The 14329-nt window shown below is 69.5% G+C and carries 14 protein-coding genes; 9 read left to right on the top strand and 5 right to left on the bottom strand.

The window, feature by feature from the left end; translation table 11 throughout:
• The 8 genes from AC27VN_RS15835 to AC27VN_RS15800 form a co-directional block, all read left to right on the top strand.
• Positions 1 to 854, top strand: an 854-nt coding sequence (locus tag AC27VN_RS15835; RefSeq protein WP_490877138.1) for an amidase family protein, incomplete at its 5' end; no start/stop codon positions are given.
• A 97-nt stretch (positions 855 to 951) separates the two neighbouring features.
• Positions 952 to 2400, top strand: coding sequence for an aldehyde dehydrogenase family protein (locus AC27VN_RS15830; RefSeq protein ID WP_490877137.1), 1449 nt, complete (start codon positions 952 to 954; stop codon positions 2398 to 2400).
• 18 nt (positions 2401 to 2418) lie between these two features.
• Positions 2419 to 3324 (top strand): NAD(P)-dependent oxidoreductase, encoded by a 906-nt coding sequence (locus tag AC27VN_RS15825; protein WP_490877136.1) that lies wholly within the window; start codon positions 2419 to 2421, stop codon positions 3322 to 3324.
• 248 nt (positions 3325 to 3572) lie between these two features.
• Positions 3573 to 4439, top strand: a complete 867-nt coding sequence (locus AC27VN_RS15820) for a branched-chain amino acid ABC transporter permease (protein ID WP_093353666.1) — start codon at positions 3573 to 3575, stop codon at positions 4437 to 4439.
• Positions 4439 to 5440 (top strand): branched-chain amino acid ABC transporter permease, encoded by a 1002-nt coding sequence (locus AC27VN_RS15815; RefSeq protein WP_490877135.1) that lies wholly within the window; start codon positions 4439 to 4441, stop codon positions 5438 to 5440. Before AC27VN_RS15820 ends, AC27VN_RS15815 begins: the two co-directional genes overlap by 1 nt.
• The gene (locus AC27VN_RS15810) at positions 5433 to 6197 is read left to right on the top strand and encodes an ABC transporter ATP-binding protein (protein ID WP_093353660.1); all 765 of its coding nucleotides are present in this window, start codon (positions 5433 to 5435) and stop codon (positions 6195 to 6197) included. The genes AC27VN_RS15815 and AC27VN_RS15810 overlap by 8 nt, the downstream gene beginning before the upstream one ends.
• Entirely contained in the window at positions 6184 to 6891 is a 708-nt protein-coding gene (locus AC27VN_RS15805) for an ABC transporter ATP-binding protein (RefSeq protein ID WP_057594604.1), read from the top strand. Before AC27VN_RS15810 ends, AC27VN_RS15805 begins: the two co-directional genes overlap by 14 nt.
• A 56-nt stretch (positions 6892 to 6947) precedes the next feature.
• Positions 6948 to 8138 carry an ABC transporter substrate-binding protein gene (locus tag AC27VN_RS15800; RefSeq protein ID WP_490877134.1) on the top strand — a complete coding sequence of 397 codons (1191 nt, stop codon included), beginning with the start codon at positions 6948 to 6950 and terminating at the stop codon, positions 8136 to 8138.
• On the opposite strand, the gene AC27VN_RS15795 is transcribed toward AC27VN_RS15800, so the two are convergent.
• Positions 8119 to 9027 (bottom strand): LysR family transcriptional regulator, encoded by a 909-nt coding sequence (locus AC27VN_RS15795; protein ID WP_057594602.1) that lies wholly within the window; start codon positions 9025 to 9027, stop codon positions 8119 to 8121. The genes AC27VN_RS15800 and AC27VN_RS15795 overlap by 20 nt on opposite strands.
• Positions 9028 to 9113: 86 nt before the next feature.
• On the opposite strand from AC27VN_RS15795, the gene AC27VN_RS15790 reads away from it, so the two are divergent.
• On the top strand, positions 9114 to 9362 hold the full coding sequence (locus AC27VN_RS15790; RefSeq protein ID WP_093353653.1) for a DUF3297 family protein: 249 nt from the start codon (positions 9114 to 9116) through the stop codon (positions 9360 to 9362).
• A 12-nt stretch (positions 9363 to 9374) separates the two neighbouring features.
• Here AC27VN_RS15790 and AC27VN_RS15785 read toward each other — a convergent pair whose 3' ends face one another.
• From AC27VN_RS15785 to AC27VN_RS15770, 4 genes are read right to left on the bottom strand one after another with little or no spacing between them, the layout of a single operon-like run.
• Positions 9375 to 10292 (bottom strand): dihydrodipicolinate synthase family protein, encoded by a 918-nt coding sequence (locus tag AC27VN_RS15785; protein ID WP_490877133.1) that lies wholly within the window; start codon positions 10290 to 10292, stop codon positions 9375 to 9377.
• A 16-nt stretch (positions 10293 to 10308) separates the two neighbouring features.
• Positions 10309 to 12048: an IlvD/Edd family dehydratase gene (locus tag AC27VN_RS15780; protein WP_490877132.1), complete on the bottom strand. Its 1740-nt coding sequence runs from the start codon at positions 12046 to 12048 to the stop codon at positions 10309 to 10311.
• 11 nt (positions 12049 to 12059) lie between these two features.
• Entirely contained in the window at positions 12060 to 13085 is a 1026-nt protein-coding gene (gene yjfF / locus AC27VN_RS15775) for a galactofuranose ABC transporter, permease protein YjfF (RefSeq protein ID WP_490877131.1), read from the bottom strand.
• Complete coding sequence (locus AC27VN_RS15770; RefSeq protein ID WP_490877130.1) at positions 13082 to 14125, bottom strand: ABC transporter permease; 1044 nt, start codon at positions 14123 to 14125, stop codon at positions 13082 to 13084. Before AC27VN_RS15770 ends, yjfF begins: the two co-directional genes overlap by 4 nt.
• Positions 14126 to 14329 lie beyond the last annotated feature (204 nt).

Raw genomic sequence — 14329 nt, 5'->3', positions numbered from 1 at the left:
TGCCCGCGAGCTGGTGCGGCATCTACTCGCTCAAGCCCAGCTTCGGCCGCATCCCGCTGAGCACGCCCTACATGGGCCGCTGCGCGGGCCCGATGACGCGCACCGTGGAGGACTCGGCGCTGATGATGGCCTCGATGGCCCAGCCCGATGCGCGCGACTACTCCGAGCTGCCGCCCGGCGCGATCGACTGGGCCGCCTTCGCGGTCGAGCCCGATTTCATCAAGGGCAAGCGCGTGGGCCTGCTGATGGAGGCGGGCTGCGGCCTGCCGCTCGATCCGCAGATCGCCGAGGCGGTGCGCCGCGCCGCCAGACGCATCGAGGACGCCGGCGCGCACGTCGAGCCGATGCAGCCCTTCATGACGCCCAAGATGCTGCAGGGCATGGACCACTTCTGGCGCATGCGCTCGCTGAGCGACCTGCGCACGATGAGCGCCGAGCAGCGCGCGAAGATGCTGCCCTACATCCTGACCTGGGCCGAGAGCGCGGCCGAGTTCTCGGGCGAGCACATCTACGAGGCCTACAGCCAGTTCATCGCCACGCGCGCCGCGGCGGTGGCGGCCACGGTCGGCTTCGACTTCGTGATCTCGCCGGTGTCGCCCAACATGCCCGCGCCCGCGGAGCATGCCTCGCCCACCAACGACCCGCTGCGCTCGCTCGAGCACATCGGCTTCACCGTGCCCTACAACATGTCGGAACAGCCGGCGGCCTCGATCAACAGCGGCTACTCCGCCGAGGGCCTGCCGATCGGGCTGCAGATCATCGGCCGGCGCTTCGACGACCTCGGCGTGCTGCAGTTCAGCCGCGCCTTCGAGCAGATCCGCGAGCCGCAGAAGCCCTGGCCCGAACTCGGCTGAAGCGCTTGTCCGACACTGGGCGGCGCGCGAGCCTCTCGCGCACCGCCCCCGATTTTTCGCGGCGCCCCGCCGGCGCCGCCCGCAAGGAGACACCCCCATGAACCCCACCCACTTCATCGACGGCCGGCGCGTGCCCTCGGAAGGCAACGCCACCATCGACGTGATCGACCCCAGCGACGGCGAGCGCTTCGGCCAGCTCGCGCGCGGCACCGCGGGCGACATCGATGCCGCCGTGAAGGCCGCGCGCCGCGCGGTCGGCGAGAACTTCGACGGCCCCTGGGGCGCTCTGAGCGCGCTCGAGCGCGGCCGGCTGATGGCCAAGCTCGGCGCGGCCGTCATCGCCCACCACGAGGAACTGGCCCAGCTCGAGGCGCGCGACACCGGCAAGGCGCTGCGCGTGGCACGCAACGACGCCACCGCGCTCGCGCGCTACATGGAGTACTACGCCGGCGCCTGCGACAAGCTGCACGGCGACACCCTGCCCTACGAGCGCGGCTACACCGTGCTCACCGTGCGCGTACCGCACGGCGTGACCGGCCACATCATTCCCTGGAACTACCCGATGCAGATCGCGGGCCGCAGCGTGGGCGCCGCGCTGGCCGCGGGCAACGCCTGCGTGGTCAAGCCGGCCGAGGACGCGAGCCTCTCGCTGCTGCGCCTGGCCGAGCTGGCGGCCGAGGTCGGCTTTCCGGCCGGCACGCTCAACGTGGTCACGGGCTACGGCAAGGAAGCCGGCGCGGCGCTGTGCGCGCACCCGGGCATCGACCACATCTCCTTCACCGGCTCCACCGTCACCGGCCGCAGCGTGGGCCTGGCGGCCGCCGAGCGCCACTGCCCCGTGACCCTGGAGCTGGGCGGCAAGTCGCCGCAGATCGTGTTCGCCGACGCCGACCTCGACGCGGCCGAGCCGGTGCTGGTCAACGCCATCATCCAGAACGCCGGCCAGACCTGCTCGGCGGGCAGCCGGGTGCTGGTCGAGCAGTCGATCTACGAGGAGGTGGTGCAGCGGCTCGCGAAGCGCTTCTCGGCCGTGCGCGCCGGCCCGCCGGCCGACGACCTCGACATGGGCCCGCTGATCAACGAGAAGCAGTTCCGCCAGGTGCGCGACATGGTCGCCACCGCCGAGGCCCAGGGCCTGAAGGTGGCCGCGCGCGGCAGCGTGGCGCCCAATGCATCGGCCCAGGGCTTCTACCAGGAGGCCGTGCTGTTCCGCGACGTGCCCGGCGACAGCGACATCGCGCAGCGCGAGATCTTCGGCCCGGTGCTGGCGCTCACGCCCTTCGCCGACGAGGCCGAGGCCGTGCGCCTGGCCAACGGCACCGACTTCGGCCTGGTGGCCGGCATCTGGACGCGCGACGGCGCGCGCCAGCTGCGCATGGCGCACAAGATGCACTGCGGCCAGGTCTTCATCAACAATTACGGCGCGGCCGGCGGCGTGGAACTGCCCTTCGGCGGCGTGAAGTCCTCGGGCTTCGGCCGCGAGAAGGGCTTCGAGGCCCTGCTCGGCTTCACCACCCTCAAGACCATCGCGATCAAGCACGGATAAGCAAGGCGGAACCAAACCATGGCATTGAACGAACAAGAGAAGGCGGCCGCTCCCAAGCGCCGCGTGGGCCTCGTGGGCGTGGGCCTGATGGGCAGCGGCATCGCGCAGAACATCGTGGGCCACGGCCATGCGCTCACGGTGCTCGAGCACCCGGGCAACCAGCCGATCGACGCCCTGCTCGCGGCCGGCGCGACCTCCACGCCCGACGTGGCGAAGCTCGCGGCCGAGGTCGACGTGCTGATCCTCTGCGTGACCGGCACGCCGCAGGTCGAGGCCGTGATGCTCGGCGAGAAGGGCGCGCTGTCGGCCCTGCGCCCCGGCACCGTGGTGGTCGACTGCTCGACCGCCGTGCCCGAATCCACCTCGCGCGTGGCGCGCGCCGTCGAGACCAAGGGTGGCCATTTCCTCGACGCCCCGATGACCCGCACCGCGAAGGAAGCGGCCGAAGGCCGGCTCAACCTGCTGGTGGGCGGCGACGCCGAGGTGCTGGCCTCCTGCCTGCCGCTGCTGCGCGCCTTCGCCGAGAACGTCACGCACGTGGGCGGCATCGGCGCCGGCCATGCGATGAAGCTGCTGCACAACTTCGTCTCGCTGGGCACCGTGGCGCTGCTGTGCGAGGCCGCGGCCTGCGCCGAGCGCGCGGGCGTCAAGCCCGAGGTGTTCGTCGACGTGCTGGCCAAGGGCGGCGGCAACGGCGTCGCGCTCGAGCGCGTCAAGCCCAAGCTCCTGACCGGCAGCACCGATTCGCTCAAGTTCTCGATGGCCAACGCCAAGAAGGACCTGGGCTACTACAACGACATGGCCGAGCAGTCCGCGTCCGCGCACGGCATCGCCCAGGCGGTCGACGCGCTGCTCACGCGCGGCGTCGACACCTTCGGCGGCGACCGCATGGTGCTGGACCTGGTCGAGGCGCTCAAGCGCTGAGCACCCGCCCGGGAAACGCCCCCGCGCGGGCGTTTCCTGCGCAGATCCGCGCGACGCCCGCATGACCGCCGGGCCCCGCGCAAACCCATACCCGTTTTTCGAAGTCGCTGAAGCGACAAGGCAAGTTCGGGCAAACCTCAGTCGACGCGGCCACACCGCGCTTCCACAATCCTCGCTGGACCCCGGCGATACCGACCTTCAGAGCCGGTGCGCGGGTGAATGCCTTGACGGCAACTGCGAGGATCGACGTGGAACTGTTCTTTCAGCAACTGCTCAACGGCCTGACCGTGGGCGGTGTCTACAGCCTGGTGGCCCTGGGCCTCACGCTGGTCTACGGCATCCTGCACGTGCCGAACTTCGCGCACGGCGCCTTCTACATGGCCGGGGCCTTCGCGGGCTACTACCTGATGGCGCGGCTGGGCCTCAACTACTGGATCGCGATGGCGGGCGCGGCGGTGGTGGTCGCGGTGATCGCGATGCTGGCCGAGCGGCTGGTGTTCCATCCGCTGCGCAACGCGCCCGAGCTGCACGACATGATCGCCGCCATCGGCATCCTGCTGTTCATCGAGGCCGGCGCGCAGGCCATCTTCGGCGCCGACTTCCACCGCATGCCCACGCCCTACGGCCAGATCGTCGAGGTGTTCGGGCTCACGGCGCCGCTGCAGCGCCTCTTGATCATCGCGGGCGCCTTCGGGCTGATGGTGCTGCTGCACCTGTTCCTCAACCACACGGTGCTGGGCTCGACCATCATCGCGATGGCGCAGAACCGCGACGGCGCGGCGCTGGTGGGGATCGACGCCACGCGCGTCACGCTCCTGGTGTTCGCGATCTCGGGCGCGCTGGCGGCGGTGGCCGCGGTGCTCTATGCGCCGATCAACCTGGTCTACCCGAGCATGGGCAACCTGGTGATCACCAAGGCCTTCGTGATCATCATCCTCGGCGGCATGGGCAGCTTTCCGGGCGCCATCGTCGGGGGCCTGATCATCGGTATGGCCGAGAGCTTCGGCGGCTTCTACTTCTCGACCGACTACAAGGACATCATCGCCTTCGTGCTGCTGGTGGTGATCCTGTCGCTGCGCCCGCAGGGCCTGTTCACGCCGAAGGGAGCGCGCTGATGGGATCGCTGCTGCAAGGCAAGGCCGGCTGGGCCGTGCTCGCGCTGATCGCGCTGGCCTTTCCGCTGTTCGCGCCCAACAACTACCTGATCTCGGTGGCGACGCAGGCCTTCATCATGGCCATCGCCGCGCTGGGCCTGAACCTGATCACCGGCTACACGGGCCAGTTCAACCTCGCGCACGGCGCCTTCATGGCCGTGGGCGCCTACACGGTGGGCATCCTCACGGTCGACCACCAGGTGCCGTTCTGGATCGCGTTCGCGCTCGCGGGCGTGGTCACGGGCGTGCTGGGCTTCTTCATCGGCATCCTGTCGCTGCGGCTGAAGGGCCACTACTTCTCGATCTTCACGCTGTGCGTGAGCTACATCATGTTCCTCTTGATCGAGAAGTGGGAGAGCCTCACGCACGGTCCGGTGGGCATCATGGGCATCCCCTCTCCCACGGGCTTGGGGCCGCTGCAGTTCGGCACGCCGCTCTCGCAGTACTACCTGGTGCTGGCCTTCCTCGCGCTGGGCATCTGGGTCATGGCGCGCATCGTGCGCTCGCTCTTGGGCCGCAGCTTCATGGCGGTGCGCAACAGCGACGAGCTGGCCGAGGCGCTGGGGACCGACCTGATGCGCACCAAGACGCTGTCGTTCGTGCTGTCGGTGATCTACGCCGGCTTCGCGGGCGCGCTCTACGCGGGCCAGGTGCGCTTCCTCGGCCCCGACCTCGCGAGCGAGGCCGTGACCTTCGACCTCGTGATGTTCGTGCTGGTGGGCGGCATCGGCACCCTGCTCGGCCCGCTGGTCGGCACCTTCCTCGTCACCGGCCTCACGCAGAGCCTGCAGTTCCTGCAGGACTACCGCATGGTGGTGTTCGGCCCGGTGCTGATCGCGCTGATCATCTTCCTGCCCGACGGCATCGTCGGCACCTGGCTCAAGCGCCGCGCGCGCCGCGCGGATGCGCGGCGAGCCGCGGCCTCCGCCGCCACCGTGCAGGAGGTGCAGCGCCATGCTTGAGATCGAGGGCCTCACCAAGCAGTTCTTCGGCCTGACCGCGGTCGACAGCGTGAGCACGCGCTTCGAGCGCGGCCAGATCAGCGCCATCATCGGCCCCAACGGCGCCGGCAAGACCACCTTCTTCAACCTGGTGGCGGGCACGCACAAGCCGAGCGCGGGCCGCATCGCCTTCGAGGGCCGCGACGTCACCGGCATGCGCCCCGACCACGTGGCGCGGCTGGGCATCGCGCGCACTTTCCAGACCACGCACCTGTTCGACAACGCCACCGTGCTCGACAACCTGATCGTGGGCCACCGGCTGCGCACCCACTCGGGCCTGTGGGACGTGCTGATCGGCAGCCGCCGCCTGCGCGAGGAAGAGAAGCTGTGCCGCGACAAGGCGCAGGAGGCGCTGGACTTCGTGGGCCTCTCGCACATCGCCAACCGCATCGCGGCCGACATCACGCAGGAGGAGCGCAAGCGCGTGGCCTTCGCGCTCGCGCTGGCGACCGACCCGCAGCTGCTTTTGCTCGACGAACCCGCGGGCGGCGTGAACCCCGAGGAGACCGTGGGCCTGGCGGCGCTGATCCGCAAGCTGGTGGCGCACGGCAAGACCGTGTGCCTGATCGAGCACAAGATGGACATGATCATGCAGCTGGCCGACAAGATCGTCGTGCTCAACAACGGCGCCAAGATCGCCGAGGGAACGCCCGCCGAGATCCGCCGCGATCCGCAGGTGATCGAGGCCTACCTGGGGACCGACCATGCTGCGGTTTGAGGGCGTCGACCTCCACTACGGCAGCTTTCGCGCGCTCAGCGGCGTGAGCCTGCATGCCGACCCGGGCGAGCTGGTGGTGCTGCTGGGCGCCAACGGCGCGGGCAAGACCTCGATCTTCATGGCCGCCAGCGGCATCCGCCGCCCGAGCGCGGGCCGCATCCGCCTGGGCGACGGCGACATCACGGGCCAGCGCCCGGCGCAGATCGTGGCCTCGGGCCTGGTGCACTGCCCCGAGGGCCGCAAGCTGTTCCCGATGATGACGGTGCGCAAGAACCTCACGCTGGGCGCCTACGTGCACCGCGGCGACAAGGCCGGCATCCAGCGCTCGCTCGACGAGGTGTTCTCGCTGTTCCCGATCCTCGCGGCCAAGCAGAACGATCCCGCGGGCTCGCTCTCGGGCGGCCAGCAGCAGATGGTGGCGATCGGCCGCGCGATGCTCGGGCGGCCCAGGGTGCTGCTGCTCGACGAGCCCTCGCTGGGCCTGGCGCCGCTGATCGTGAAGCAGGTGTTCGAGGTGATCCAGCGCATCAACCAGCAGGGCACCACGGTGCTGCTGGCCGAGCAGAACGCCTACTCGGCGCTGGCCATCGCGCACCGCGCCTACGTCATCGAGCGCGGCCGCATCGCGCTCGAGGGCGACCGCGAGTCGCTGCTGCACAACGAGGCGGTGCGCGCCGCCTACATCGGCGCCTGAGCCGCGCGCCGGCCCCACGCTTTTTTCCTCGCCCCCCAACTACAGGAGACAACGCCATGACATCCACCACGCCCCTTCGCACCCGCCGCCGCCTTGCCGCGCTGCCCGTGGCCGCCGCGCTGGCCGCCGCCTTCGGTGCCGGCACCGCCTTCGCGCAGGACACGGTGAAGATCGGCTTCACCGGCCCGCTGAGCGGCGGCGCCGCGCTCTACGGCAAGAACGTGGTCAACGGCATGGAGATGGCGATCAAGGAAGTGAATGCCGCGGGCCTCGAGGTCGGCGGCAAGAAGTACAAGTTCGAGCTGGTCGCGCTCGACGACAAGTACTCGCCGGCCGATGCCGCCATCAACGCGCGCCGGCTGGTGCAGCAGCACCAGTCGCCGGCGGTGTTCGTGCCGCACTCGGGCGGCATCTACGCGATGCAGGCCTTCAACGAGCAGGAGAAGTTCATCGTGATGGCGTACTCGAGCACGCCGAAGATCACCGAGACCGGCAACAAGCTGACCATCCGCATCCCGCCGACCTTCAACTCCTACATCGAGCCCTTCACGCGCTACGAGATGAACAAGTTCGGCAAGCGCGTCGGCATGCTGCCGGGCGACCACGAGTACGCGAAGAACTGGAGCCAGCTGTTCGGCCCGGCCTGGGAGAAGGCTGGCGGCACCATCGCCTCGAACAACCCCATGTCGTACAACCGCTCGGCCGACTTCTACAGCGGCGTGAGCCGCGTGCTGGCCGAGAAGCCCGATGTGCTGTTCGTCGGCGGTCCCTCGGAGCCCACCGCGCTGGTGGCCAAGCAGGCGCGCGAGCTCGGCTTCAAGGGCGGCTTCCTGGTGATGGACCAGGCCAAGTTCGACGAGATGGCCAAGGTCACGGGCGGCCTCGGCGCGCTCGAGGGCTCGATCGGCGTGCTGCCGGTGTCCTACGACGAGCGCGTGGGCCCGAAGAGCTTCGCCGAGGCCTACCGCAAGGCCTACGGCGCCGACAAGGACGCGACCACCGAGTCTTCCTACAACTACACGCTGGTGCACGCGCTCGCCGCCGCGATGAAGCTCGCGGGCACCACCAGCGACGCGACGGCGATCCGCGCCAAGCTCGGCGATGCGCTCAAGGCGCTGCCCGAGAAGATCAATGCCGGCAGCTTCAAGGGCGTGGACAGCGTGGGCGGCACCATCGTCGACCCGCTGGTGGCCACGGTGGAAGGCGGCAAGATCAAGCCGGTGAACCTCAGCGACCTGATGAAGTGACGGGCGCGACGCTGCGCGCCAGCAGGTGGTCCACCAGCCGGCGCTGCGGAAAGCCCAGCGTCTCCTGCCGCGTGCAGATGTACATGCGGCGCGAGGCCCAGGCGTCGGTGAGATTCAGGAAGCGCAGCCCCATCTCCTTGCGGTAGGTGGCGGCCGCGCCCTCGGGCAGGATGCCCACGCCCATGCCGGCCTCGATCATCCGGCACACGGCCTCGAAGCTCTTGACCTGCACGCGCAGCCGCAGCACCTTGCGCGCCAGCGCGGCCGCGTCCTCGATGGTGCGCGCGATCGCGGAGTCGCTCTCGAGGCCGACGAAGTCGAAGTCGAGCAGTTGCTCGAACGAGACCTCGCGACCGCGGTGCGGATGCCGCCGGTGCACCACGGCCACCAGCCGGTCCATGCGGTAGGGGATGAAGTTGAGGCTGGCGTCCGAGGTCTCGCCGGTGATCACGCCAACGTCGGCCTGGCGCTCGCGGATGGCCTGCACGATCCACACGCTGCGGTGCTCCTCCACGTCGACGCGGATCTCGGGATAGGCGCGCCGGAAGCTCGCCACGTCGTCGGGCAGGAACTGCCCCATGGCCGAGGCATTGGCCTGCAGCCGCACGCGGCCGGTGGCGCCCTGCGCGTAGTCGGAGAGGTCGGCGCGCATGCGGTCGACGTCGCGCAGGATCAGCCGCGCATGCACCGCGAGCGACTCGCCGGCGCCGGTCACGGTCACGCCGCGCGAGCTGCGCTGGAACAGGGTCACGCCGAACTGGCTCTCGAGCATCGCGATGCGCCGGCTCGCGGCCGACAGCACCATGTGGCTCTCGGCGGCGGCCTTCGAGAGGCTGCCGCATTCGACGGCGCGCAGGAACAGCGCAAGGGAATCCAGGTCGGGTCTCATGGGGGCGGGGGTCGGTCGGCCACTATCATTGCACGCCGCCGCGCGCCCACTGCCGCGGCCGGCCCCTTCGACCGACAATCCTCCCCATGACCGACGCCACCGAACGCCCGCCCCTGCCCGACCGCCTCTCGACCGACGCTCGCAGCCCCTTCCACCTGCCCACGGCCTTCGAGCACGAGATCGGCATCCGCTTCAACGGCAAGGAACGCCTCGACGTCGAGGAGTACTGCATCAGCGAAGGCTGGATCAAGGTGCCGGCCGGCAAGACGGTGGACCGCAAGGGCCATCCGCTGCTGCTCAAGCTCAAGGGCGCGGTCGAGGTCTACTACCGCTGAGGCGGCGGCCCCTCAGCGCCCCCAGCGCAGCACCAGCGGATCGAGCCGCCGCGCGGTCTCGATCAATCCCGCGCGCGTGTCGGGATGCAGCGCCGGCAGCGGATGCCGCGGCGCCTCGCAGGCGATGACGCCACCCTCCTTCATCAGCGCCTTGCAGGCCAGCAGGCCGGCCTGGCGGTTCTCGTAGTTGATCAGCGGCAGCCACTGCTGGTAGCGCGCGAAGGCCTCCTCGCGCCGGCCCTCGCGGTGCGCCACCAGGATCGGGCGCAGGCCGTCGGGATAGCCGCCGCCGGTCATCGAGCCGGTGGCGCCGGCATCGAGGTCGGGCATCAGCGTGATCGCCTCCTCGCCGTCCCACGGGCCCTCGACGGCGTCGCCGCCCAGGCGGATCAGCTCGCGCAGCTTGGCGGCCGCGCCCGCGGTCTCGATCTTGAAATAGGCCAGGTGCTCGATCTCGCGCGCCATGCGCGCGAGGAACGGTGCCGACAGCACGGTGCCGCTGGCCGGCGCGTCCTGCACCATGATCGGAATGCCCACGGCGTCCGACAGTCGCGCGTAGAACGCGAAGATCTGTTCCTCGGGCACGCGGAAGGTGGCGCCGTGATACGGCGGCATCACCATCAGCATCGAGGCGCCCATGTCCTGCGCGCGGCGGCTGCGTTCGGCGCACACCCGGGTGCTGTAGTGGGTGGTGGTCACGATCACCGGCACGCGGCCCTTCACGTGCTCGAGCACGGTGCGCGTGAGCAGTTCGCGCTCATCGTCCGACAGCACGAACTGCTCGGAGAAGTTGGCCAGGATGCACAGGCCGTCGGAGCCGGCGTCGATCATGAAGTCGACGCAGCGCTTCTGGCTCTCGAGGTCGAGCGCGCCCTGCTCGTCGAAGGTGGTGGGCACCACCGGGAAGATGCCGCGGTATCGGGGGGTCATGGAATGGCTCGGGCTTTCAATGGGAATGACGCGGCACGGCCGCGCCGCGGCAGCCGACCAGGAAATCGAAGTCGCAGCCCTCGTCGGCCTGCAGCACGTGGTTCACGTAGAGCTTCTGGTAGCCGCCGCCGCGCGTGCTCATGGGCTGCGCGTCGGAAGGCCCGAGCGCGGCCAGCCGCGCGGCCAGTTCCTCGTCGCCGATGTCCAGGTGCAGCCGGCCGGCATCGCAGTCGAGCTCGATCCAGTCGCCGTCGCGCACCGCCGCCAGCGGTCCGCCGTCGGCCGCCTCGGGCGCGACGTGCAGCACCACGGTGCCGTAGGCGGTGCCGCTCATGCGTGCGTCGGAGATGCGCACCATGTCCTTGATGCCCTGGCGCAGCAGCTTGGGCGGCAGGCCCATGTTGCCGACCTCGGCCATGCCGGGATAGCCCTTGGGGCCGCAGTTCTTCAGCACGAGGATGGAGCTGGCGTCGACCTCGAGCGATTCGTCGACGATGCGCTCCTTGTAGTGCTCGAGGTTCTCGAACACCACCGCGCGGCCGCGGTGCTTGAGCAGCTCCGGCGTGGCCGCCGAGGGCTTGAGCACGGCGCCGCGCGGCGAGAGGTTGCCGCGCAGGATGCGGATGCCGCCGTCGGCGATCAGCGGCTTGTCGAGCGGGCGGATCACTTCGTCGTCGAGGCTGGGCGCGTCGCGCACGTTGTCCCACAGCGAGCGGCCGTTGACGGTGAGCGCGCCCGGGTGCGGCAGCAGGCCGTTCTCGCCGAGCCGGCGCAGCACCGCGGGCAGGCCGCCCGCGTAATAGAACTCCTCCATCAGGAAGCGGCCCGAGGGCATCAGGTCGACGATGGTCGGCGTGTGGCTGCCGATGCGGGTCCAGTCCTCGAGCTCGAGTTCGACGCCGATGCGCCCCGCGATCGCTTTCAGGTGGATCACGGCATTGGTCGATCCGCCGATGGCCGCATTGACGCGGATGGCGTTCTCGAAGGCCTCGCGCGTGAGCACCTTCGAGAGCGTCAGGCCCTCCTTCGCCATCTCGACCGCGCGCATGCCCGACATCTGCGCCAGCACGTAGCGCCGCGCGTCGACCGCGGGAATGGCCGCGTTGTGCGGCAGCGAGGTGCCGAGCGCTTCTGCCATGCAGGCCATGGTGGAGGCCGTGCCCATGGTGTTGCAGGTGCCGGCCGAGCGCGACATGCCGCCTTCGGCCGAGAGGAACTGGTGCAGGTCGATCTCGCCGGCCTTGAGCGATTCGTGCAGCTGCCACACGGCCGTGCCCGAGCCGATGTTGCGGCCATCGAGCTTGCCGTTGAGCATCGGCCCGCCCGTGACCACGATGGCCGGGATGTCGCAGCTCGCGGCGCCCATCAGCAGCGCGGGCGTGGTCTTGTCGCAGCCGGTCAGCAGCACCACGGCGTCGACCGGGTTGCCGCGGATGGCCTCCTCGACGTCCATGCTCGCGAGGTTGCGCGTGAGCATGGCGGTCGGCCGCAGGTTCGATTCGCCGTTGGAGAACACCGGGAACTCGACCGGGAAGCCGCCGGCCTCCGAGATGCCGCGCTTGACGTGCTCGGCGATCTTGCGGAAGTGGGCGTTGCAGGGCGTGAGCTCCGACCAGGTGTTGCAGATGCCGACGATCGGCCGGCCGTCGAACTCGTGGTCGGGGATGCCCTGGTTCTTCATCCAGCTGCGGTACATGAAGCCGTTCTTGTCGGCCGTGCCGAACCATTCGGCGGAGCGCAATTTCTTGGGGGTCATGGAGAGGTCGATCAGCGGCGCGGGGCGCGCGAGGTGAAGAAGCGTTGCAGCAGGCAGAACACGAACAGCAGCGCGCCGACGACGATGCGCGTCCACCACGAGCTCAGCGTGCCGTCGAAGGAGATCAGGGTCTGGATGATCCCGAGCATCAGCACGCCGAAAAGCGTGCCGGCGACATAGCCCACGCCGCCGGTGAGCAGGGTGCCGCCGATGACCACCGCAGCGATGGCGTCGAGCTCGAGGCCCACGGCATGCAGGCCGTAGCCCGAGAGCATGTAGAAGGTGAAGATGACGCCGGCCAGCGCCGAGCAGAAGCCCGAGAGGGTGTAGACGCCGATCAGCGTGCGGCGCACCGGCAAGCCCATCAGCATGGCCGAATGCTCGCTGCCGCCGATGGCATAGACGGCGCGGCCGAAGGGCGTGCAGTGGGCGATGAAGACCGCGGCCAGCAGCACGCCGATGGCGATCGCCGCGCTCAGCGAGATCGAGGCCTCGCCCCAGATCGGAATGCGGATCTGCGAGACCTCGGTGTAGAACTCGTTGGTGATGCTGATCGAGTCGATGCTGATCAGGTAGCACAGGCCGCGCGCGAGGAACATGCCGGCCAGCGTGACGATGAAGGGCTGCAGCCGGTAGCGTTCGATCAGGAGGCCCATGAAGGCGCCGAAGGCGGTGCCCATGGCGAGCACGAGCGGGATCACGACCGCCGGGCTCCAGCCGTGCTTCTCGACCAGCGCGGCCGATACCATGGTGGTGAGCGCGATCACCGAGCCCACCGAAAGATCGATGCCGCCCGAGAGGATCACGAAGGTCATGCCGACGGCGACGACGATCAGGAAGGCGTTGTCGATCAGCAGGTTGAGGAAGACCTGGGCCGAGAAGAAGCCGTCGTAGAACACCGAGCCCAGCGTGGCGACGAGCACGAACAGCGAGATGGTCGCGGCCAGCGGCAGGTACTTGGGATTGAGCCTCCTGCTCCCTCTGCCGCTTGCGGGAGAGGGCCGGGGTGAGGGTGCGGTTTCGATCACCGCGCTCATGCCTTGGCTCCGTCATGCGCCGGCCGCTGCACCAGCGTCCGTATCTCCGCCCTGAACTCGGGCGACTGCAGCAGCATCACCGCGAACACCACGCCGGCCTTCACCACGAGGTTGATTTCGGGCGGCACGCCGAGCGAGTAGATCGCATAGGTCAAAGTCTGGATGATCAGCGCGCCGATCACGCTGCCCACGAGGCTGAAGCGCCCGCCGGTCAGCGCGGTGCCGCCGAGGGTCACGGCGAGGATCGCGTCGAGCTCGATCAGCTGGCCGGCGTTGTTGCCGTCCGCGCTCTTGACGTTGGAGCTGATCAAGAGGCCCGCCACGCCCGCGCAGGCACCGCAGAAGGCATAGGCCCCGACGATCAGCCGCCGCGCCTGCACGCCCGCCACGCGCGCCGCCGTCGGATTGATGCCTACGGCCTGGATGAACAGGCCCAGCGCGGTGCGCGTGATGGCGAGATACAGCAGCACGAACACGGTGGCCACGATGAACAGCGAGAACGGCAGACCCAGCAGATAGCCGCTGCCGAGGAAGAAGAAGGGCTTGTAGTAGATGGTGATGATCTGGCCGTCGGCGATGAGCTGCGCGATGCCGCGCCCGGCCACCATGAGGATCAGCGTGGCGATGATCGGCTGCATGCCGACCTTGGCGACCAGCAGGCCGTTCCACAGGCCGCACAGCAGCGCGATGCCGATGGCGGCCAGGATGGCCAGGCTCATGGGAAAACGGCTCACGTCGCTGGCCACCGAGCCGCCGATCATCCAGGCCGCGAGCGCCGCGGCAATGGCCACGACGGCGCCGACCGAGATGTCGATGCCGCGGGTGGCGATGACCAGGGTCATGCCCAGCGACACCAGCACCAGGGGGGCGGCGCGGTTGAGGATGTCGATGAGGCTGCCGTAGAGATGGCCCTCTCGCCATTCGAGGTGGAGGAAGCTGGGGTTGAAGGCTGTGTTGACGGCCAGCAGGAGGAACAGGGTCACCAGGGGCCAGGTGAGGCGGTGGTGCATTGCTTTGTGCAGGCTTGTGCTCTTGTTCATTGGTGGTGTTCCTGCTTGAGGGCGGGGGCGCGTGCACAGGACAGCGGGTACTTCCCTCCGCGAATGTCCCCCGGCCTTCGGCCTCCTCCTTGATTTCGCTGCGGGAAGCACCCACTGCCCTGTGCACGGAGGCGCTCGGGTTGTGCCGGCCGATCAAGCGCTGCGCGTCTGGCGCGCGCCGATGGGGTACTCCCCGCAGCGAAA

Source organism: Variovorax sp. 20P10.2.4 (assembly GCF_058244205.1).
Note: the sequence above shows the minus strand (reverse complement) of the source record. Positions and strands in the feature narration are given on the sequence as shown.